General features: G+C 49.6%; 22 protein-coding genes. 6 read left to right on the plus strand and 16 right to left on the minus strand.

Features of this window, described 5'->3' with window-relative positions; translation table 11 throughout:
- Positions 1-9: 9 nt before the first annotated feature.
- The 4 genes from thrA to D9T21_RS10940 all read right to left on the minus strand — a co-directional run bounded on the left by thrA (position 10) and on the right by D9T21_RS10940 (position 7,533).
- The gene (gene thrA / locus D9T21_RS10925) at positions 10-2,475 is read right to left on the minus strand and encodes a bifunctional aspartate kinase/homoserine dehydrogenase I (protein ID WP_123324982.1); all 2,466 of its coding nucleotides are present in this window, start codon (positions 2,473-2,475) and stop codon (positions 10-12) included.
- A 329-nt stretch (positions 2,476-2,804) separates the two neighbouring features.
- A complete protein-coding gene (locus D9T21_RS10930) occupies positions 2,805-3,770 on the minus strand; it encodes an AraC family transcriptional regulator (RefSeq protein ID WP_123324983.1) in 966 nt (321 codons plus the stop codon).
- Positions 3,771-3,863: 93 nt separating this feature from the next.
- On the minus strand, positions 3,864-6,194 hold the full coding sequence (locus D9T21_RS10935) for a beta-glucosidase (RefSeq protein WP_123324984.1): 2,331 nt from the start codon (positions 6,192-6,194) through the stop codon (positions 3,864-3,866).
- Positions 6,187-7,533 (minus strand): MFS transporter, encoded by a 1,347-nt coding sequence (locus D9T21_RS10940; RefSeq protein ID WP_206427262.1) that lies wholly within the window; start codon positions 7,531-7,533, stop codon positions 6,187-6,189. Before D9T21_RS10940 ends, D9T21_RS10935 begins: the two co-directional genes overlap by 8 nt.
- Positions 7,534-7,764: 231 nt before the next feature.
- On the opposite strand from D9T21_RS10940, the gene D9T21_RS10945 reads away from it, so the two are divergent.
- Positions 7,765-9,159, plus strand: a complete 1,395-nt coding sequence (locus D9T21_RS10945; RefSeq protein ID WP_164464651.1) for an alpha/beta hydrolase — start codon at positions 7,765-7,767, stop codon at positions 9,157-9,159.
- A 93-nt stretch (positions 9,160-9,252) separates the two neighbouring features.
- On the opposite strand, the gene D9T21_RS10950 is transcribed toward D9T21_RS10945, so the two are convergent.
- Both D9T21_RS10950 and D9T21_RS10955 read right to left on the minus strand, forming a co-directional pair.
- Positions 9,253-9,771: a PepSY domain-containing protein gene (locus D9T21_RS10950; RefSeq protein WP_123324987.1), complete on the minus strand. Its 519-nt coding sequence runs from the start codon at positions 9,769-9,771 to the stop codon at positions 9,253-9,255.
- A 139-nt stretch (positions 9,772-9,910) separates the two neighbouring features.
- Positions 9,911-10,294 carry a SpoIIAA family protein gene (locus D9T21_RS10955; protein ID WP_123324988.1) on the minus strand — a complete coding sequence of 128 codons (384 nt, stop codon included), beginning with the start codon at positions 10,292-10,294 and terminating at the stop codon, positions 9,911-9,913.
- 149 nt (positions 10,295-10,443) lie between these two features.
- On the opposite strand from D9T21_RS10955, the gene aceK reads away from it, so the two are divergent.
- Complete coding sequence (aceK, locus tag D9T21_RS10960; protein ID WP_377908312.1) at positions 10,444-12,171, plus strand: bifunctional isocitrate dehydrogenase kinase/phosphatase; 1,728 nt, start codon at positions 10,444-10,446, stop codon at positions 12,169-12,171.
- Between the two features lie 60 nt (positions 12,172-12,231).
- Here the strand turns inward: aceK and D9T21_RS10965 are convergent, their stop codons facing one another.
- The 3 genes from D9T21_RS10965 to D9T21_RS10975 are packed head-to-tail and all read right to left on the minus strand — an operon-like array spanning position 12,232 to position 13,715.
- A complete protein-coding gene (locus D9T21_RS10965) occupies positions 12,232-12,615 on the minus strand; it encodes an MAPEG family protein (RefSeq protein WP_123324989.1) in 384 nt (127 codons plus the stop codon).
- Positions 12,616-12,648: 33 nt separating this feature from the next.
- On the minus strand, positions 12,649-13,179 hold the full coding sequence (locus tag D9T21_RS10970; RefSeq protein ID WP_164464652.1) for a DUF3833 domain-containing protein: 531 nt from the start codon (positions 13,177-13,179) through the stop codon (positions 12,649-12,651).
- Between the two features lie 2 nt (positions 13,180-13,181).
- The gene (locus D9T21_RS10975; protein ID WP_241155690.1) at positions 13,182-13,715 is read right to left on the minus strand and encodes a chalcone isomerase family protein; all 534 of its coding nucleotides are present in this window, start codon (positions 13,713-13,715) and stop codon (positions 13,182-13,184) included.
- An 87-nt stretch (positions 13,716-13,802) separates the two neighbouring features.
- Between D9T21_RS10975 and D9T21_RS10980 the strand changes: the two genes are divergently transcribed.
- The 4 genes from D9T21_RS10980 (at position 13,803) to nspC (ending at position 17,721) form a co-directional block, all read left to right on the plus strand.
- Positions 13,803-14,804 carry a 1-aminocyclopropane-1-carboxylate deaminase/D-cysteine desulfhydrase gene (locus D9T21_RS10980; protein WP_338134016.1) on the plus strand — a complete coding sequence of 334 codons (1,002 nt, stop codon included), beginning with the start codon at positions 13,803-13,805 and terminating at the stop codon, positions 14,802-14,804.
- A 41-nt stretch (positions 14,805-14,845) separates the two neighbouring features.
- On the plus strand, positions 14,846-15,253 hold the full coding sequence (locus D9T21_RS10985; protein ID WP_105936425.1) for a hypothetical protein: 408 nt from the start codon (positions 14,846-14,848) through the stop codon (positions 15,251-15,253).
- A 112-nt stretch (positions 15,254-15,365) separates the two neighbouring features.
- Positions 15,366-16,568: a saccharopine dehydrogenase family protein gene (locus D9T21_RS10990; protein WP_123324991.1), complete on the plus strand. Its 1,203-nt coding sequence runs from the start codon at positions 15,366-15,368 to the stop codon at positions 16,566-16,568.
- A 22-nt stretch (positions 16,569-16,590) separates the two neighbouring features.
- Positions 16,591-17,721 carry a carboxynorspermidine decarboxylase gene (gene nspC / locus D9T21_RS10995; protein WP_123324992.1) on the plus strand — a complete coding sequence of 377 codons (1,131 nt, stop codon included), beginning with the start codon at positions 16,591-16,593 and terminating at the stop codon, positions 17,719-17,721.
- Positions 17,722-17,888: 167 nt separating this feature from the next.
- Here nspC and D9T21_RS11000 read toward each other — a convergent pair whose 3' ends face one another.
- From D9T21_RS11000 to rsmI, 7 genes are all read right to left on the minus strand, one after another.
- A complete protein-coding gene (locus D9T21_RS11000; protein WP_164464654.1) occupies positions 17,889-18,152 on the minus strand; it encodes a Txe/YoeB family addiction module toxin in 264 nt (87 codons plus the stop codon).
- On the minus strand, positions 18,145-18,399 hold the full coding sequence (locus D9T21_RS11005) for a type II toxin-antitoxin system Phd/YefM family antitoxin (RefSeq protein WP_123324994.1): 255 nt from the start codon (positions 18,397-18,399) through the stop codon (positions 18,145-18,147). Before D9T21_RS11005 ends, D9T21_RS11000 begins: the two co-directional genes overlap by 8 nt.
- A 198-nt stretch (positions 18,400-18,597) precedes the next feature.
- Positions 18,598-18,912 carry a hypothetical protein gene (locus D9T21_RS11010; RefSeq protein ID WP_123324995.1) on the minus strand — a complete coding sequence of 105 codons (315 nt, stop codon included), beginning with the start codon at positions 18,910-18,912 and terminating at the stop codon, positions 18,598-18,600.
- Positions 18,913-18,978: 66 nt separating this feature from the next.
- Complete coding sequence (locus D9T21_RS11015; protein WP_123324996.1) at positions 18,979-19,443, minus strand: DUF4262 domain-containing protein; 465 nt, start codon at positions 19,441-19,443, stop codon at positions 18,979-18,981.
- 87 nt (positions 19,444-19,530) lie between these two features.
- Positions 19,531-19,947 carry a hypothetical protein gene (locus D9T21_RS11020; RefSeq protein ID WP_123324997.1) on the minus strand — a complete coding sequence of 139 codons (417 nt, stop codon included), beginning with the start codon at positions 19,945-19,947 and terminating at the stop codon, positions 19,531-19,533.
- 287 nt (positions 19,948-20,234) lie between these two features.
- Positions 20,235-20,501 carry a hypothetical protein gene (locus D9T21_RS11025; RefSeq protein ID WP_105936433.1) on the minus strand — a complete coding sequence of 89 codons (267 nt, stop codon included), beginning with the start codon at positions 20,499-20,501 and terminating at the stop codon, positions 20,235-20,237.
- A 137-nt stretch (positions 20,502-20,638) separates the two neighbouring features.
- The gene (rsmI, locus tag D9T21_RS11030; RefSeq protein ID WP_123324998.1) at positions 20,639-21,472 is read right to left on the minus strand and encodes a 16S rRNA (cytidine(1402)-2'-O)-methyltransferase; all 834 of its coding nucleotides are present in this window, start codon (positions 21,470-21,472) and stop codon (positions 20,639-20,641) included.
- Positions 21,473-21,581 lie beyond the last annotated feature (109 nt).

Raw genomic sequence — 21,581 nt, forward strand, 5'->3', positions numbered from 1 at the left:
TAAAACCGGTTAATACGCGTTTTGTTTCCATGGCATGGTACGAAGAATATCAGCAAACACGCCAGCAGCAGTTACCGTAGCACCTGCGCCGTAGCCGCGGATAACATAAGGAATAGGCGTGTAATAATCACTGTGGATTGCCAACGCGTTTTCACCATCTTTCACTGCCGCCAGTGGGTGTGAGCCTGGTACCGCCTGAATGGTGACTTTACATTTATCACCTTCAATTGAGCCAATGTAACGTAATACTTTACCTTCCGCCGCAGCACTTTCAACCCGCTTGGCAAAGTCGGCATCAAGCCCGGGCAACTGTTCCATAAAGCTCGGCACGTCGCAGTCTTCGGCAAACCCTTCGGGTAGCACTGATTCTATCTCAATGTCGCTGAGTTCAAGTTCCAAATCGGCTTCACGGGCCATGATTAACAGCTTACGGGCCACGTCCATACCGCTTAAGTCGTCGCGTGGATCGGGCTCAGTAAAGCCGTTTTCCTTAGCAATAGCGGTTGCCTGAGATAAGGTTAAGCCTTCTTCCAGCTTACCAAAGACGTAGGACAAACTGCCCGACAGAATACCTTCAAAGCGGTGCAGTACGTCACCGGCAATAAACAGCTTCTGCAGGTTATCAATTACCGGCAAACCAGCACCAACCGTGGTTTCATACAGATACTGGCGGTTGGTGTTTAAAGCGGTTTTGCGCAGCTTTTTGTAATAGGCAAGGCTGTCGGTATTGGCCTTTTTATTTGGCGTAACCACGTGGAAGCCATTTTCCATCATGTCGACATACTGACTGGCAATGGCTGCATTACTGGTACAGTCCACAATCACCGGATTCACCAGCGCATTGCTGTTTACAAAGTCATGTAAACGCTCAACCGAGAACGCATCAGTAGCTTCATTTAACTGAGCTTTCCAGTCACCGTTAACATCCACACCCTGACTGCTCAGCAGCAGTTTACGGCTGTTGGCGATGCCATATACACGAAGCTGAATGTTACGTGCCAGTAAGGTGGGTTGCTGTTTGGCAATCTGACCCAGCAACTCTGCGCCTACTACACCACAGCCCACCAGGAAGACATCAATAGTATGCAGGTCTGAGAAGAAGTTCTGGTGAATTACCTTAACCGCTTTCTTGGCTCGTTTGGCTTCGATAACCGTTGAAATAGAACGTTCAGAAGAGCCCTGGGCAATGGCAATGTTGTTTACCCGCGCCTGGGATAGTGCATTAAAGAAGCGTGCTGCCAGACCTTTGGTGTGACGCATGCCATCACCGACCAGGGTCACGATGGCTAATTCATGACGCACCTCAATGGGGTCAAGTAACTGGTTTTGCAGTTCCAGGGCAAAGGCATCTTCAAGCAGATTCTGCGCACGCAGTGCATCTTTACTGGAAATACAGAAGCTGATGGAATACTCAGAGCTGGACTGGGTGATAAGGCTGATAGAGATATGCGCGTTAGACATTACCTCAAACACCCGGCTTGCCATGCCAACCATGCCTTTCATACCCGGGCCGGCCACATTAAACATAGAAATGTTATCAAGCTGAGAAATCCCTTTTACGCTGGTCCAGGTAGTGCTCGCTTCATTGCTGATAAGCGTACCCGGCGCGCTGGGGTTTAAGGTATTTTTGATTAAGCAGGGAATGTGATGCTGGGCAATTGGGCCGATAGTTTTAGGATGCAGCACCTTGGCACCGAAGTAAGACAGCTCCATGGCTTCCTGATAAGTCAGCTTATCAAGTAATACCGCGCCCTCAACCTGATTCGGATCGGCATTGTAAACCCCGTCCACATCAGTCCAGATTTCACAACATTCAGCGTCAATACAAGCGGCCAGCACGGCGGCAGAATAGTCAGAACCATTACGACCCAGAGTGACTTTCTCGCCTTCTTCATTGGCGGCCACAAAACCTGGCATGATGATCAGTTGGCTACCATCGGTAACCACTTCACTGAAATTGGCTTTACTCAGCGACACATCCGCAATGCTATCGAGGTAATCGCCCTCGGCTAATACGTATTCCACCGGATCGAGGACCTGGTTGCTGATCCCTTTGGCCGTTAAAATGCCACTGAACAAATTAACGCTGATGTATTCGCCCAGACTCATGATGCTGGCGGTTACGGCATCCGGAGAACGCCCTAACAGCGCGATACCTTGTAGCTGCTTTTTCAGACCGGCCAGGTGAGTAGTGATAAAATCGTTGATGGTGGCAACATCGAAGCCGGCAACCTGTTCGCTGAGTTCTGCGGCGATGCCCAGCACTTTGTCACTTAATTCGCCAAACAGAACCTCGTAGTCTTCGCCCGCCGCAGCTTGCTCGCAAAGCGCACCAAGAGCGTTAGTGACGCCTTTCGGGGCCGACAATACTACCGCAGCTCCATTGGCCTGGTGGATCGTCATGCTAATCTCGGTCACTCGCAAATAACGCTGCGCATCGGCCAGAGATGAACCACCAAACTTTAAGACTTTCATTGAATGCTCCTTGACTGCATCGTGTTTTGGGCCTTGCCCATTTTTATTACCGCAAAAAAAAACCCGCTCTTGTGAGGGCGGGCTTTCGTTGTCTGTTTGCTTACGCGCACTAGCCAGCGACCGCCCTCGTTGAGGTGGTAATAATCATGCCGGTGGTGCTCATAATCGTCTTCATGTGGTCAATTTGCCGTATAGACGTCTATATGTCAACAGCCATTTGCACAATTTTAGACCGTTCCCTGACCTTTTTGCGGCGGGAATCTTTATTTTGGGCGCGCATAATATCACGAGAGTATGCCTCACTTCTACACCCACAACCCGCCTTTATGTTACTGGTTTGCCGTGCTGTCCTGCATCATCTGCCGGGCACTGGATAAAGGGAGCGGTTTATTCGGAGTTGCCGTCACGCGCTCATCACCGGCGCGCCATTCGAAATCGGCGTAATACTGCTTGCGATACTCTGTGGGTGTAACGCCACAGTATTTTTTAAATGCCGCCAGCATTGCTCTGTGTTCGGCGAAACCAGCCCGTTCGGCAATATCGGTAATCGGCACCTGCATGCTTTTGAGCCGAGGCTTGGCATGATTCACCCGCACCATAGCCAGATAATCCGAGGGGCTGTAGCCGCTGACTTTTTTAAATAAACGGGAAAAGTGGGAATAGCTCAGATAAGCCCGAGCGGCCAGGTCCGCTACAGTAAGCGGTTCGGCAAAGGCCTCGTTAATATAAGCAATACTCTGGCGGATCACCATTTCCTCCCGGGAGTCAGGCACCGCACCTGCCGATATTTGCGGTTGCTGCCTGAGTCGCTCTTCTAACAGGGCCAGCAACCAGTAGGTACTTGCCTGCAATGCAAAGAAAGAGGCATCCGGCTGTAATACCAGCTCCAGCAGCGTAAAACACTGCGCGGCTAACTGCCTGGCCGCAGACTCGCCCGCACTAAAATGACCAAACCCCGCCGGCAAAGTATGGGTTTCGTGACCTAATTGTGGCGAAAACTGCAAGGTAAGTAATGCACATTGGTGTTGGTTTTCAAGGGCATGGATTAGATCGGGTCCGATATAGGCCAGATCACCGGTATTGAGTTGCACTTCCTGCTGATGCACCGTGAGACTGAGTGCGCCTTTCAGCACATAAACCAGCTCTGGTGCTTCATGCCAGTGGGGCTGGCAGTGGCTCAGCTCTGCAGCAAAGACATTTAATTGCGCCGAGTCATAGGTGATCACCTCGCAGGTGCCGGCAAAGGCAACAGCTTGCTTATCTGACTGGGTATTAACTAAGCGAAAAGGCTGCACCGGCGAGTTGGCTCCTTACCAATAGCATCATCAATACGGTTCTTAAGCATAGCTTATCAGGTTGCGCAGTGGATAGCCTAGCGCCACCAATTATTAGCTTTGCAGGGCTTCGAGCAGTTCTGTACGGCTAACCGGCACATTTAAGAATTCAGTAAGGGCGATAAACAGCCCACAAAATAGCTCTGGGGCAATGGCCTGCAGGCGCTCTGTAATGACTGCCTCATCCAATCCGCTTTTATCAGCCACCAGTGTGACTACCCGTTGAAATGCCTGCTCGTCTTTTATCACCTGCACCAGCGAGCTGTCTTCTCTGAGCGGCAACCGGTAGTCGCTACCTGCTACCTGTACAGCTGCCGACAACGGCAACTCCCGGGATGAAGGCCCCACTTTTACCTGATAACACCCCCCTTCGACTATCCAGTCATGCAGCGCCGGATGCCAGGCACGAAAATCATCGGCCTCCACCGTCAGGCGCACGGTTTTACTCTCACCCGGTTTAAGGGCAACTTTGGCATAGGCTTTTAACGCCAGTGGCGGCTGCGCCAGCTCAATACCGGGGAAACTCAGGTAGAGCTGAATAATTTCTTTTCCAAAGCGGGCCCCGGTGTTGGCAACCGTGACATCTACCTGAAGCGACTCGCCGGTACCCAGCTTCTCGTTTACTACCTCAATACTGCGGTACTCGAAAGTGGTATAACTCAGGCCATAGCCAAATGGAAAGCAAGGTGTCATTTTACGCTTATCGTAGTAACGGTACCCTACGTAGATACCTTCACTGTAATGGTGTTTTAACGCCTCTCCGGGGTAATGCAGATAAGCCGGGGTTTCTTCCAGTGAATTCGGCACGGTAACTGTCAGCTTACCGCTGGGATTTTTCAGGCCGAAAATCAGGTTAGCGATAGCCCGGCCAACACCCTGCCCGGCGAAAAAGGTTTCCAGCACGGCTTTACACTGCCCAAGCCATGGCATAACCACCGCATCGGAATTCATCAGCACGACCACTACATTAGACTGCACAGCGGCCACTGCGTTTAGCAATTCAGCATGACTTGCCACCACATCCAGATGTTGACGGTCGCCATTTTCACCGTCTTCACCCACAGCAGTGTTGATAAATACAATCGCAACATCAGCAGCCTCGGCCTGAGCAGAAGCAAGCAGCAGAGCCTGTTCACTGCTGGTTTCGCCTTCAGCAACCCCGGCACTGTAGGTCACCTCAGCCGCCTCACCAGCGACATCGATAATTTCATCCAGCGGCCGGTCAAGTATACTGGGTACCGTAGTGGCGCAGCCTGAGCCTTGTATCACCGGCGTATGGGCAGCAGGCCCGAGGACAGCAATTTTATGCGTGTCAGTGGTATCCAGTGGCAGCAGATCATCAGTATTTTTCAGTAACACGATAGACTCTTCAGCAATACGCTGGGCCAACCGATGGTGAGCTGGCATGTCTACCGGGCGCGATTGCTTGCGCGCACCACCAATGCGTTCAATCAGCTCAAGCATGCGCATACAGGCAGTATCCACTGCATCGAGGTTAACCTCGCCACACTCAATCGCGCTTAGCAATTCGCTTTTATCTCTGGCTACCTCAGGCATGGCCAGGTCGTTACCTGCTGTTAGCGACGCCGGACGGTCTTTCACGCCATACCAGTCAGACATTACCAGCCCTTTATAACCCCACTGCTCGCGCAGGATGTCATGCAATAGGCCCCGGTGCTGCGAGGTTTGCTGGCCATTTAATCGGTTGTAGGACGACATTAACGTCCAGGGATCGGCCTTATCAATAGCCCGCTTAAAACCGGACAGATATATTTCATGTAACGCGCGCTCATCAACAATAGAGTCCATTTCGGTGCGGCGATATTCGGAGTTATTACAGGCAAAGTGTTTGAGGCTGGCGCCTACTCCCTCGCCCTGCAACCCATTGATCAGCGCAGCTGCCAGTTCTCCGGAAAGTAACGGATCTTCCGAGTAATACTCATAGCCACGGCCAGATAATGGCGTACGCCGGATATTGATGCCGGGGCCAAGTAAAATATCCACGCCCAGCGCCTGACATTCCCGGGCCAGAGCCTGGCCCATTTGTTCTACCAGTTCATTGTCCCAACTGCACGCCAGTGCCGAACCATTGGGAAAGCAGGTTGCCGGCAGTGTGTGGCCAAACAAGGCTTCACTGCCTTTCTTATCGGTCTGCTCATCAGCTTGCTGATTAACAACGCCGAGGAAATCGGTAATCGACCAGTTGCCTTCATTATCAATTTGCTCCGGACTGTAACGTACCCCGTAAGTGCCATCGGTCATGGTCAGCGGCTCGATACCGTGTGCCGGTAAATGGGCGGTTTTCCAGAGTCCGTTACCGGTCAGCAACGCCACTTTGTCTTCCGTCGACATGGCATTCAGGCACTGCATTATCGATTTATTCATGATGCTCTCCTGCGTTTTCCTGCCTGGCCAGTTTTCGCTGGGTTATGTTTTCAATAAGGTCACGATAGGTGGTTTCATTAAGCTGGTAAAAGGCCACTACCAGCATACTCAGTAAAAACATCAGCGCCGGAAACAGAGTCATGGCAAAGTTAATGCCTGCCACCGCGGCAGCATCAGGCGTTGCACTGGTGTAATCGAAAACATCCAGTAGCAGGCCAGCACAACCGCCGCCCAGCGCCATAGCCAGCTTGGTAACAAAGTTATAAAAGCCATAAATCGTGCCTTCCGCCCGGGTATTATAATGCCATTCAGCGTATTCCACGGTATCAGGCACCATAGACCACATTGTCACAAAGCCCATTCCCAGCGTCACACTGAACATACACACGCCGGTCATCACTGCTGTGATGTTGTCACCGGCCAGAAAGTACTGATAAAGCAATCCACTGATACCAAACAACAATGCTGCCTGGGTAATCGTTTTTTTGCCCCAATGCGCAATCAGCTTTTCTGAAGCTATAATCCCGCCGGTATAAGCCAGCGTCTGAATCAGAAAAAAGGTGGTCAGGAAAGCTTCATCACCAATCACATACTTTACAAAATACACCGCAATGGCCAGCCAGACCGTATAAGCAATGTAGAAAAACAGGGTATAAAAAGACACGTTAATTAACGGCTTGTTTTGCAAAATAACCTGCAGGGCATTTCTAGCATTGTCTTCTACCGGATGGCTTTCGGCCTGCACGCGCTCTTTGGTCATGGCAAAACAGGCCCAGAATGTCACCGTTGCCAGCGACGCGTAAAGCGTTACGGCAACGATATAGCCGGTTTGCGGCGAATCAAAAAGGGCCACCAAAGGCCCTGCAGTGGTCGACACCACCAGGTAACCAATGCTGGCCAGGGCAAACCGGTAAACAGACAACGAGGCCCGCGACTGTTCATGCTGAGTCAGCATGTTGGTCAGGGCGGAATAAGGGGTATTCACCGTAGTATAGGCCAGGCAATAAAGGGTGTAGGAAAACAGCGCGAAGATAAACTTGTAGTCGTCGCCAACAATCACAAAACACAGCACGGTTAGCAAACCCAGCGGCAACGCACCAAACAGTAAATAAGGCCTTAACTTACCGTGGCGAGTGTTGGTGCGGTCTACCGCTACTCCAATCAGCAAATTGAACACGGCATCGATAACCCGGGCCACTACAAAAATAAAACTCGCCTGAGCGGCGCTTATGCCATACACATCGGTGTAATAAAAAAGCAGAAACAGCGACACAAATCCAAACGACAGGTTGGAGGCAAAATCGCCCAGGCCGTAGCCCACCTTTTCACGTGGTGTCACAACAACATAACTTTGACTGGCGGGATGCCCCATATTTACTACTCCGCATTTTACGACCCGCTCACAGTAACAAAGTGTTAACAACGTCACCGCCAGAATTTTGCTGCACTTTATGCAGATATTTGCTCAATTTCGACAAGTGGCTATGCATCTGCGTTTCGAGCCAGCCACCGGGCGAAAAAACATGATAGTTTAGCGCTTAATTTAGTAATTGTAGTAAGGAAAGCCCCTGTGCGCGTTTACCTGATCGTGTTTTATCTGACGTTAATTATCTGGCCAGCGTTGACCGCCGCCTCTTCACTGCCGTCGTTTGTTGACCACCCCTGCGCAGATGATTACAGCGAGTTACCTCAAAACATCACCTGCGGCACACTGGTTGTGGCAGAAAACCCCAACGATAAGGCTTCTTCCCCGGTAGGCCTGCCCGTTGTTGTGGTAAAGGCATTACAGCCGGTTGAAGATGCGGCGCCGGTCATTTTCCTGCACGGAGGCCCGGGTTCCCATGCGGTAACAAATGTTCGGACAATGCTCACTAATGCCCGCAACAAACCGCTCATAGCCCGCGACCAGGACTGGATCTTCTTTGATCAGCGCGGAGGACGGCGAGCTACGCCTAACCTGAATTGCCCGGATGTTGAAATGACTGACGCCGGCCCGGTGGCAGAACAGGATGTGCAGGCACTCATTGCCTGTGGACATCGTTTTAAAGCCGCCGGCATCGACTTGAATCACTACAATGCCTTGCAATCTGCCGCTGATATTCAGTCGCTTCGCAAAGCGCTGGGCATAGGCGAATACCACCTGTTTGGTTATTCCAACGGCACTCGTGTAGCGCTGACTACCATGGACCACTACCCGGATGAGCTGGTGTCTGTGGTGGTCGATTCGGTGTGGCCTCGCGAGGCAACCTGGACAGAAGGCACACCGACCACACTGGCTAATGCAGTACGAGGCATCATTAAACACTGTCAGCTCAATCAGGATTGCCAACAACGCTACCCTGAACTTGAAGCGCACGTTGAAGCCCTGGCAAAACGCTTTCTCGCCGCACCACAAGCCGGCTCTGATGGTCGGCTATATCCTGCCACCGCCCTGGGTGCTTTTCTGATGGACTCAGGCTATGCCAAACAGGCCATTTCGTTTTTGCCGCAGCAACTCGAACAAATGTACCAGGGAAACTATCAGGTGCTGGAGTCGTTTGAACTGGCAGATTATCGCTCTACCGGCGCCCACATTGCCTACTTGTGCCACGATGAAATAGGCTTTGAAAGTCAGGCCCAGGTAGCCCGAAATGCCGGCGACGACCCCATTGCGCAACTGGCCGTAAAAAGCCTCGAAAACTACTTTGATGTCTGCGCTGCCTATGGCATTAAATCCGGCCCGGCCCGGGAAGCGCTGGAGGTTAAAAGCCGCATTCCTACCCTGTTTGTCTCAGCCGAAATCGACCCGGGCTGTCCGCCAGAGTTTGCAGAAGCCACTGCCAGCCATTTTGAGAACGGCCAGTTTGTTATGGTACCCAACACAACCCACGGTGTGTTTCTCGAGAGCCCCTGCGCGCGCAGCATGGTTCGCCAGTTCCTGCTCAACCCCAAGCAGCCTGTAGACCGAGCCTGCCTTGCCAACTAAGCTCGCAGACCAACATCTACCATTATGTTCTATGGTAAAACGCGAAAAGCCGCTGTATTCAGCGGCTTTTGTAATTGTGATGGCCTGACAGAGTTAGCTGCTGAACAACACCATCAGCACAGCAAAAACAAAACCTACACCGGCGATTTTAAGCCCGTTCTTAAACGGTAAGGCCCGCGGGATAAACATCAGGAAAGCCGACACCACGAAAAACAGCAGTGCAATACCAAAGGCAATGTTCATAAAAAATAACGGGCTGTTAGTCGTTGCCTTGTGCAGCTTAACCATTTTATTCAGCGGGAAGGGGTAATCCTTGTTTGTAACGCGGGCCTCACCGGTTTGTTTGTTGTATTCGCCCTGCGGAAAGACAATTTTACCGTCTGTTTCCTGTTCTACCTTAAACCCGCGCATACGCAGTTGCTCGCCAAGCCCTTTACCGTTTAAGCCTGCCTCTAACTGACGATGGGAGGTTTGTTCAAACTTCAGAAAGTCGGTGGTGCGAAAAATCAGTAACACGCCGCTAAGCGCGTAAACGGCCATGATGCCGGCAAGAAAAAAACCAATCCAACGGTGATACTGTCTGAAAGTATTATGAAATTTGGGCGACGCCATGGGGTCCTCTTTAAAACTCGTAATGCGGCAGAAGTCTTGCCTGGGATTATTAAACAGGCGCTATTCTGCCGAAAATTTTCTGTGGAATACAGCGAATTAACCTTTCTTAACGCTGAACCCCAAAACCGCTGCCCACCGATTATTCGCACAACCAGTTAATGGCTTCACGACTTTCGTTAAAATAATTAATCTCGCCGCTGATAAACCAACTACCGATACTGGCCATCAGTGCCTGCCACTCAGCATTGCCAACAATGGCGATTTTGCTGAATTCACTGCCATGGCGCAGGCCTATTTTAAAGTCATCCCAGGCGGCGCGTAGTTCCCAGCCCTTAAATTCGGTAGCATCAAAGAGCATTCGAACCTGCGGTGATTCAATTGTCTCAAGCGCCCCTTCCAACAAGGGAGTGAACGCCTTGTAATCCTCGTGAGTTAATTTACCCACTGCCTTCATCGACACATACAAAGTGTTGTCAAACCGTTCTATACCAATAGCGATACCATGAGTAACCTGAGCAGCCATAACGCCTCCTTATACTTTAGTTTCAGACTCAGTTTACTGCAGCGCACTACTATTCATGCTGATTTATATCAACATAACGCAGCAGGGCGTACCGAACGAGGGCCTGCTTGTGCTATGTTCTGATCATCAAGTTCAGCCGGATAACGACAGTGGCAGATAAAGCGCAAGCCAAGAAAATGGCCTATCAGATAATGACCAGCTTCGACAAAAACTATCGCTGGTTCAGCCGTGTAACCCGGGGCGCCCAGGAGCGTTTCGAAAAAGGCCAGTGGCAGCAGGCGCTGGCAGCTTCCAAAGAGCGCATCTCACTGTATGAACAAAGTCTGGCTACAGCTGTCGCTGAGTTGTACGATTTTATTATGGATCACCGCCAGGACCGTGAGTTCTGGGAACAGCTTAAAAAGGCCTTTGCAGAGCTTATCGAAAGCCATCCGCAGTATGAACTGGCAGAAACTTTTTACAACTCGGTCATTGGTAAAGTATTCCGGCATAAATCCATCGACAACACCATTATGTTTGTCAGCTCCAGCCGCTGTTTTCTGGCTGGCCAGGACAAACATAAAGTGATCCATAGTTTTGATACCACCACCACGGTAATGGAAATGTACGAGTCCATTTTTGCCTGTTACCGCTTTAACATTGGTTTTGAGGATCGTCCCCGGGATATGCAACAGCTGGATGATGCCCTGCGCGAGCGTCTCAGCAAAGAAGAGCTGGCCAGCGTTACCGCGGTAGAAATGCTCAAACCGGTGTTTTACCGGGGTAAAGCCGCTTACCTGGTAGGCCGGATTTGCATGCCTGAACGTACCGTTCCCTTCGTCATTGCCCTGCATACCAATGAAAATCGCCAGATCTATGTGGATGCCCTGCTCACCGAACGCCAGGATCTCAGCGTGATCTTCGGCTTCGCCCGCAGTTACTTTATGGCTGACACCCAGTTTCCCGGCGAGTTGGTGGCGTTTCTGCACGAGCTGCTGCCAAATAAAAAACAGTTTGAGCTGTTTATCGCACTGGGTCATTACAAGCACGGTAAAACGGCGTTTTATCGTAACTTCCTCGAGCATATGGATAACTCTGACGATCAGTTTGAAATTGCGCCGGGGATCCGGGGCCTGGTTATGATGGTGTTTCACCTGCCTTCTTATGGCGTGGTGTTTAAGATTATTAAGGATGAGTTTGCTGAAAGTAAGAAAATTACCCGCGAACACGTTATCGACCGTTACAAGCTGGTGAAGATGTCAGATAGGGTGGGCCGTATGGCCGATACTCACGAGTATGTAAACTTTCGCTTTCCGCTCAGCCGGATATGCCCTGCTCTGCTTGAGGAACTTCAGGATACTTGTGCATCCAGCGTGGAGCTGACCAACGATGAGCTGATCATTAAACACCTGTATATCGAGAAAAAACTTACGCCGTTAAACCTGTACCTTCAGCAGGAAACCGACCCGGACAAACTGCACAACGCCATTGACGAACTGGGTACCTGTATAAAACAAATTGCCATGGCCAATATTTTTCCCGGCGATATGTTGCATAAGAACTTTGGTATCACCAAACATGGCCGGGTGATCTTTTATGACTATGATGAAATCTGCTGGATGGATGAACGCAACTTCCGCTCAATACCGAAATCAGACGATCCCTATGCCTTAGACACCCTGTCGGTAGCACCTAGCGATGTATTTCCTGAACAGTTTGAACACTTTATTGTGGGTAAGCGGCCGTTTAAAGAGATGCTGAAATCCCTGCACGGCGACCTGATGACACCAGAATACTGGCGCGATGCGCAAAAGGAAGTCTCCCAGGGTACTATTCATAATTTCACGCCCTATCCAGGCTCGCGCCGCTTCAAGCGACCAGAGCATAGCGGGCAATAGTCAGATCCCCTGCCTCGATAGGATAGCGCCATCTGCAAAAATGGCGCTGGTCATTGGTAGTTATAACAGCGTTGCGAACAAGGCAACGCTAATCCCGAGCCCTGCCACAAACATGATGCTGCGCAGTTTGTCGATGTCGTACCAATAGCAAAAAAGATACACAATACGACAAACAACAAAGGCCGCAGCGAGGTATACGTGGGTTGCCCCAACCGTGGTTAATGCCAGTACCGCTAGCGCCGCGGGGGCAAAATAGGTAATCGCCTCAAAACAATTATAATGCGCAGCATTAGCCCGCGCACCAAAGCCTTCAAGGGATTGCTGCTGAGCACGTGGGTGGCGATTGTCGTAGCCACCGGAGCGCTGCATGGCCACCGCCAGTGGCACCTTGGCTAAAAATGGCATGACGCAAACCAGCATCAGGCAAAGTAAAAAGATTGTCACCGGTGTTCCTCCTTTTCTGGTGTCAAACTAACGTTATTGTTGCTGCATAAAAATGGTTACTTCGGCCATCACCAAACCAAATTTTTTCACGTAGGAACGGTTCATAAGCGTGCCATCACCCATTGCCCAGAACCAATCGTCGAAGGCGACTTCATAGGTCGTATCGTCTACCGGTAAGTCCATTTTGTATTGAAAGTTGAATGCATTACCGTACGACGTGCCCTTTGCCACACCCAAAATATCTCCGGCCCGGCCTTCATAAACACCGTTTCCGGTTGGCGTTATCCGCCAGGTGCGTTGCATTGGCCCCTCACCCACCTCATAGTTGAACGACTCGTCAAGCACCAGGGTGTCGCCATCCATACTGCCTTTAATGTCTACCGTAAAGCGTTGCACCACATCGCCGGAGCGGTTCTGAACAATGCCCCAGGCCTTCACATCACCCACAAAAAACGCTTCCAGCGACAGCGGCGGCGTGGTTTGCTGATACTTGCTGCCATCAATGGAGGCACTGCACCCGACTAATGTAAAAACTAACAGCCCTAAAACCCAAATACGAAACATGTTCATTCCTCCAACTCCAGTAATTTTGCTCTGAATTCAGGCTCGGTGGTTTGTGGTCCAAGCCAGATATTAAAAAACCATTCGCCAAAAGCCGGGTCCTCTACTTCGCCCACCAGCTCATCATTGTGATAAAAACGCGTTCCTCCGGCACTGGTTTTGATGCCGGTGATAGTGTCCTGCTCTTTTACATCCGGGAAAATCTGCCGCATCGTACTCTGCCAGCGTTCAATGCGGGATTTGTCCGACAGCCCTTGTTCGCGCATTTCTTTAATCGAACGCTCGGTGATATCTTCACCGTCAAAATCGCGAAGGTAGGTAAGCGCCAAAGCAAAAGACCCCTGTGGCTGCCATTTTCCCTGGGGAGCAAACAAGCGTGCGTCATAAACGTCCCAGAACAAATACGAGTAGCGGGCCTCACCCACTTTGGCTGCGCCGGGTATCGCTGAGCTAACCAATTCCGGCACGCTGCTGGCCTGTGCGGTATAACTCAAAATGAAAAATATCAGGGCGACTAGCCGCTGCAGATAACTTTTCATAAATTCTCCGAAAAATCTGATACTGCTTATACCGCAGCAACCACATTCGTGATCACATTGGCAACGTACCGGCGATTGATCTTTGTAATGGCTGGGATTACCCTGCCCTTTTCGTTACTGATAGCAATAGCCACCATGACTACCGAGCATCTGCAAAAGCAGTTAGGACTCAGTCTGCCTTCTCCTTTAGAGCGTTTTACCCCAAACTGGCCGGGTGCAGAACGAGTAACGCTCTGGGTGAAACGAGATGACCTTATCCACCCGATTATTTCGGGTAATAAATGGCGCAAGCTGAGTCAGCTGTTGGCAGACAACGCTGCTACAACGCAACATATTGTGAGTTTTGGTGGGGGTTTCTCTAATCACCTGCACGCCCTTGGCTGGTGCTGCCATCAACTGGGTATTGAGTTCACGGCACTGATCAGAGGTAACTATGGAGCATCGCCTACGCCGATGCTAGCCGATCTGAGTCGCTGGCATGCCAATATCCGCTACCTGACTAAACTGGAATACAAGCAACGTGATGAGCCTGACTTCATAGCCGGTCTGCGCAAACAATATCCCGGCGCTCTGATCGTTCCCGAGGGCGGCAGCCAGCAGGATGCGCTGGCGGGAGTTCAATCCATGCTTACGGAATGTCAGATTCCCTTTGATAAGATTATTACTCCTGTAGCAAGTGGCGCGACTCTAGCCGGGTTGATAAATGGGGCGGGAATAATTGATGGGGCCGGAATGCATAGCAGCGTCAGCGCCAGGCAGCAGGTATTGGGTATTGCAGTTCTTAATGGGGTTGGGTATCTTGAAAATCTGGTAGCACGATTTTTACCCGCTAAATCAAGCTGCGACTGGCAGATTCTGCATCAGTACCATCACGGTGGTTATGCCCGTACCTCGCCGGCGTTACTGACTTTGTGTGATGAAATGCAGCAGGAATATGAGATCCCGCTAGAACCAGTCTATTCAGGCAAGGTATTTTATGCGGTAAAAGCCTTGCTCGCCCAAGGCGCTTTCGCGGCCGGCGAGCAAATTATCATTGTGCACACCGGCGGACTACAAGGCGCCCGAACTGATCCTGACAGCCGTTCGTAACGTTACCAATTATGAGCATTAAACACTAACAGGGAGACTACATGAGTGACAATCACACCGTTTTTTCACGTCCCAGCCAGTTGTTAATCGACCGCTCGTTAACCCTGTGTAAATCACTGCTGCGAATGGAAAACTCCTTTTATCCTTTCGCAGCGATTTATGAAAACGGTCGCATAGGCTGTTTGTTCAGTGAAGACTTTGGCGTAGAAAATCCCGGTGAGATGCAAATTCTTGAGCATCTGCAATGGCGCATCATCGATAACATTACCGACAACGATGCCTACGCAACGTTAGTCTATGCAGCGCAAATTGAAATTAATGAACAGGAAGCCCAGGACGCCATTGTGATCACATTGTGCGAACCTAATCGTCCGGAACGTTCAGTGGTCTATCCTTATTATCGTCAAAACCAGCGTGTCATCCTTGCACCACCGCTGGTTGAAAAGTAATCATCATCTATAATTCTACAGCACGGCAGACGGTCAACTTTGCTTGCCTATTTTGTGCCGTCTGATAGCATTCAACGCAAATTTTAAATCCATTACAAAAGGGATGAAGACTATGTCTCGTGTTCTGATCATCGGCGCTGGTGGCGTAGCGGCAGTTACCGTAAAAAAATGTGCTCGCCTGCCTGAGTACTTCGACGAAATTTACCTGGCCAGCCGCACTGTTTCCAAGTGTGAAGCTCTTCAGCAAGAAGTAGGTATCGACCATGTGAAAGGCGTTTTCGCCGTTGATGCTGATGATGCAAAAGCCGTTGAAGCGTTAATTAACGATGTTAACCCGGATCTGGTGGTTAACCTGGCGCTGCCGTATCAGGATCTGCCCATCATGGATGCCTGTCTGGCCACCAAAACTGATTACCTCGATACCGCCAACTATGAGCCTAAAGATGTTGCCAAGTTTGAATACAGCTGGCAGTGGGCCTATCAGGATAAATTTAAAGATGCCGGTATCATGGCGCTGCTCGGCAGTGGTTTCGATCCGGGCGTAACCAACGTTTACACCGCCTACGCCGCGAAGCACTATTTCGACGAAATCCACTATCTGGACATTGTCGACTGTAACGGCGGCGATCACGGCCAGGCATTTGCCACTAACTTTAACCCTGAAATCAACATCCGCGAAATCACGCAGCGCGGCCGGTTCTGGGAAGACGGCGAGTGGAAAGAAACCGATCCGCTGAGCGTACGTGAAGATCTGGATTATCAGAACATTGGTGTTCGTGCGTCTTACCTGATGTTCCATGAAGAGCTGGAGTCTATTGTTAAGCACTTCCCGTCTCTGAAACGCGCGCGTTTCTGGATGACCTTCGGCGATGCTTATCTTAACCACCTACGGGTACTGGAAGGCATCGGTATGACCAGCATCGAGCCGGTGGAATTCCAGGGTCAGCAAATTGTTCCGCTGGAATTTTTGAAAGCGGTATTGCCTAACCCGGGCTCACTGGCCGAAGGCTACACCGGCATGACCTGTATCGGTACTTATATTACGGGTATCAAAGACGGCAAAGAAAAAACCATCTTCATCTATAACAATTGCGACCACGCGGTATGTAACGAAGAAGTGGGCGCTCAGGCAGTGTCTTACACTACCGGCGTACCGGCTATGATTGGCGCGATGATGATGCTACAGGGTAAATGGCATAAGCCAGGTGTTTGGAATATGGAGCAGTTCGATCCGGATCCGTTTATGGAAGAGCTCAACAAACACGGCTTGCCGTGGCATGTGCTTGAATGCGATAGCAGCCCATTCAGCAAATAACGGTATTAACGGAGACGACGGCGTGACCGATTTAACCCAACGCACTGATATTCCCTCCCCGTGCTATGTGCTGGAGGAAGCGAAGCTGGTTAACAACCTGGAACTGATGAAACGCGTACAGGATGAATCCGGCGCCAGAATTATTCTGGCCCTTAAAGGATTTTCCATGTGGTCTGTGTTTGACATTGTAAAACAGTACCTCCATGGCGCTACCGCCAGTTCGGTGTGGGAAGCCAGACTTGCCAGTGAAATGGGCAAAGAGGTGCATGCCTACGCACCGGCTTACAAAGCCAGAGACATTGCTGAACTGGCAGGCCTGGTCAATCATCTGTCGTTTAACAGTCTTACTCAATGGCAGGCGTACAAGGATGCTTTGCCTGGTGTTTCGCTGGGCTTGCGCATTAACCCTGAACATCAGGAAGCAGACACGCCGTTATACGATCCGGCCGCACCGGGTTCGCGCCTTGGGATCCGCGCCAGCGAACTGGAAGGTATCGATTTAAGCGGTATCGAAGGGTTTCATTGCCACAACCTCTGTGAGTGCGACTCTTACGCAACGGCTCGCACCCTCGAAGCCATCGAGCAGCGCTTTGGTAAATGGCTGGGTCAGCTAAAATGGTTAAATTTAGGCGGCGGGCATCTCATGACCCGTGCTGGCTATGACGTTGACCACCTGATTCGCACCCTGAAAACGTTTAAAGCCAAATACCCGCATCTGGATGTGATCCTCGAACCGGGTTCTGCAGTGGCCTGGCAAACCGGGCCTCTGATTGCCGAAGTAGTGGATATCGTCAATAACGAGGGGCCCATTGCGCTGTTGGATATATCGGCCACCGCGCATATGCCGGACGTCCTGGAAATGCCCTATCGCCCGACGATATTGCACGGCGGACAACCCGGAGAACTGGGTCATGATATCAAGCTTGGCGGCAACTCCTGCCTGGCAGGTGATGTTATAGACACCTACAGTTTTGCCGAGCCACTGGCTGTCGGTACGCGACTGCAGTTTGAAGACATGATGCATTACACCATGGTAAAAACCACGTTTTTTAACGGTGTGGAGCACCCGGCTATAGGAATTTTACGCTCCAACGGAGATTTTGAATTAGTCCGTCAATTCCATTACGACGATTTTAAAGCGCGCTTATCCTAAGCGCCTTTCCATCACTCCGATTTTAACGCCTTGGCCTTGTTAGCTTTCATCAATCTAACGCCCTAATTTGGCGCCACAAACGCGTGGGCTATATTGCGAAGCGCCCCGCGTGATTGTGTCCCAGAGAGCAAGGCGAGTGCCTTAATTTGATTGTTAGCTGCCACCTATTAGTAATGGTAACGACACGAGATAACCGTAATTGCTGTATCGTCTACCGCATATACTAAACGGTTAGTGTCATCTATTCTGCGGAACCAGAAACCTGAAAGATTTTCTTTAAGAGGTTCCGGCTTTCCAATTCCATCAAATGGAGCGCGCTTAACATCAGAAATTAATTTATTGATACGTTTCAAGGTTTTCTTATCTTGAGTCTGCCAATATACGTAACTATTCCAAGCTTCATCAGTCCATGATAAAAGCCTGTTACTCATCAAGAAGTTCTCGCTGGGTCGTTTTTGCCGATCTAAACTGTTCTATTGAACGATTTAAGTGTTCAGAGTTGGCTGGAGAACGAAGTAGATGAACGGTTTCCATAAGGCTGTTGTAGTAATCTAATGACATTACAACAGCATCTTCAGAGTCACGACGAGTGATTATTGTTGTATCTGCATCGTTAATTACATTGTCCAACACGGCTTTTAGACCATTTCGTGCTTCGGTAAAAGAGACAATTCTCATTTTGCACCCCACTTGTACATTATATTGGACAAGTCTAGATCGAAAATAAGCACATGTACAGGATATTGTGCATTACTGCGCTGTGGCAGCTAACATCCTCATAACGGGCAAAAATACCTAGGCTAAAATACCGAGCGAAGCGAGGGGAGCCTACGTGTTTTTGTCCCTAGCGAGCACAGCGAGTGGTTAATGCCTTTGTTAAATGCCAATCACCAACTTCATCGATTCTGCCGCAGATATAAAACCCAGTATAAAGAATAACATACGTATTAAAATATTAACTGCAAAACGCAATGTATCAGGTTCATACCATGGTTTTTTATCAAAATCATATTCTGTACGAAGTTGTCGCTGATACTCTCCAATAATTTGCTTACCAATAACCAGCAAAAAAATTAAGGAGAAAAAGGTAAAAGCGAAAACTCCACCTGGAAGAGAATAAAACTCAATAACAGCTTCGCTGAGTACTAATAAAACTCCAGCTATAAATGATGTTGTTTTTGTGGCTTCCATTGGCATTAACGCTTTAAACAGCGGAAAACGTGAGCAAAGCGAGTAGTTTTCCGCTGCTTTAAATTGTTATATTTCACTAAGCTCACCGGACCCATTTAAGATGGGTTGTGCCCATCGATAAAACTCGGATCTATCGTTGAACCATGGCCAAAAACCATCTGTCGTTGGCCATATCATTTGCAACATATCGAAGTCATCTCCGTCGTGAAGCCATAAACCCCAGCCTAAATATTCTTCGTAATGTGACTTATCCATTTTTATAAAGCAGACATCAAAGCCTTCAAGAAAATCGGAATAGTAATTACCAGGTTCAAATACTTCACCATCAAGCAAACGGTTCTTGTAATTGTTGATAATCGAGTGAGCCAAATCTAGCTTCAGTCCCACAATGATAAGGTCAGGCTTACTTTGGTTCTTATTGATGCCAATTGAATAACTGAAGCAAGGTTCTCCGTCACCTTCCATAACCTTCAATACGTGACACCCGAACTTCTCGATATCACTTAGTGCTTTTTCATCCTTTTCGTCCACTAAAGTCTCCGTGAAATATAACGCTCACATAAACGGCGCGAGGTACGAGCGTCCGGCGACCGATAGGGAGCGAATTTCATGTGCTTGTTAGCTACTTGGCCCATTATACTTTTGAAGAGCCTTTTCAACTTTTTTATCAATGTTGCGAAGTACAAGCGGAGTTGAATAGCCCAACACTAACGACAAAAACCAAAGCCGACCCGCAGCACTAGCAGTTGGCTGAATAGCTCCAAGAAAAAGGAACGCAATACCAAAGCCAATTCCTGTTCCTGCGAGCCACATACCCATAACCCAATAACCTCTTTGCCTTCGACTCTCTTTTGTTTGCTTCCTTTTTTCCTCGATAGTCGAGTTCGAGACCGACTCATATACTGGCGGCTTGAGCAAATCTATTTCAGAAGTCCAGCCTCGGATTAAGCTTGCGACTCCGGCTATAAAAGGGCAGGTCCAAAGTAGAGCTTCATCTTGCATACTCATGTTAAATATTTCGTTTAATTCAAACACATTTCAGTCCGTTGTGTGAGTAGCTAACTGTAAAATAGACACCAAAACAGTCCGAATAAAACTGCCATTTTGGTGCTTATCAATTTCCTAATAACTTCAGATTATCTTAAAGGTCCAACAGATAAAAGAATGCGGATGTGGTGGTGTTTTTTATCCAACATTAAATACGCCACTCCCTACTAAAATTGTAGTTTGGCGTAAAACGCGCACCAGAGAATAAATTACGCTCTCTCGGCAGCTACCATCGCTTTAATTTTTGGCTGATAACTGAGCGCTTAAGATTAAGCTTATATAATACCGTGCCCACGGCTTATACCGCTGGCAGCAATTTTGCCTTCTGCCAGTACCGTATCGTCGAGTTTAATTTTGAACGGGCTGTCAGCTTTGCCAACAATACTGTATTCAAACCCGTAAATATGGTTGTCATGAATATGCACCGTTGCTGAGCGGGCCGGTGAGACTAATTCGTAAACCCCGTTGTCGGCATGCTCATTGATGATATTCACCATCCAGTTACCGCGGTCCATATCGATATTGAGCGTTTTCTCAAGCATTCGTCATTCTCCGAAAAACGTTGTGTGTCACCTGAAATAACTAAAGAAGCACACTGCAACTGCCAGTGTGTTGATATTTGAATTATTGAAATAACGGCCTTAGAACTAACAGCCGGATGTAGGGCAAAATGTTAGATTTATTCTAGGGCCAAACCAGCCTGATACAAAGCGTTTTTCTTTAGCTGATAATGATCTGCGACAATGGCAGCTGCTTTTTTCAGTGGTAAGTCCTGCTTCAGGCGTTTAAGCAGAGCGATGGCTTCGCTGGGCAGTTCGTCACTGGCAGGCGGCGCGCCGGCCACCATCAGCACAAATTCACCTTTTTGATGCACAGCATCTGCTTCCAGCCAGGCGATGACACCGTCCGGCGTATCACTGACGTAGGTCTCAAACGTTTTGGTCAGCTCTTTGGCCAGTACCAGATGCCGATCTGGCCCCAGAGCGGTTTTGATATCGTTAACGGTATCCAGGATACGCCTCGGCGCCTCGTAAAATACACTGGTACAGGTGCGGTCCAGGAGCGTTGCCAGTACGTTCATACGGGCCTGATTTTTAACCGGTAAAAACCCTTCAAATATAAACCGATCGGTAGCCAGTCCGGAGGCGCTCAACGCCGTTATCGCCGCACAAGGGCCAGGCAGGGCGACCACATTAATGCCGGCTGCCCGGCATGCACGCACCAGTACAAAACCCGGATCGCTGATCAATGGTGTTCCGGCATCACTAATTAACGCAACGGCTTCACCGCCGAGCAATTTATTGCACAGCATCTGAGTTCGCTTTTCTTCGTTATGATCATGCAGCGACAGGGTTTTCGCCTGGATAGAAAAATGTTGTAAAAGCTTCTGGCTATGGCGGGTGTCCTCCGCGGCAATCCAGTCTACCGCACCTAACACGTCGATAGCCCGCTGGGTGATATCCTGCAGGTTGCCAATGGGCGTAGGCACAATATAAAGGGTAGCGGCGGTCATAGGGTAAAATCCGGCAAAGCTGAAAGGCTGCCAATATACCTGTTTGTCACAATGGCGGAAACCTTTGTGTGGTATTCACTGGCCATTAAGCCAGAATTTAGATTAATCC

The organism is Marisediminitalea oceani (assembly GCF_003731635.1).
Taxonomy (GTDB): domain Bacteria; phylum Pseudomonadota; class Gammaproteobacteria; order Enterobacterales; family Alteromonadaceae; genus Alteromonas; species Alteromonas oceani.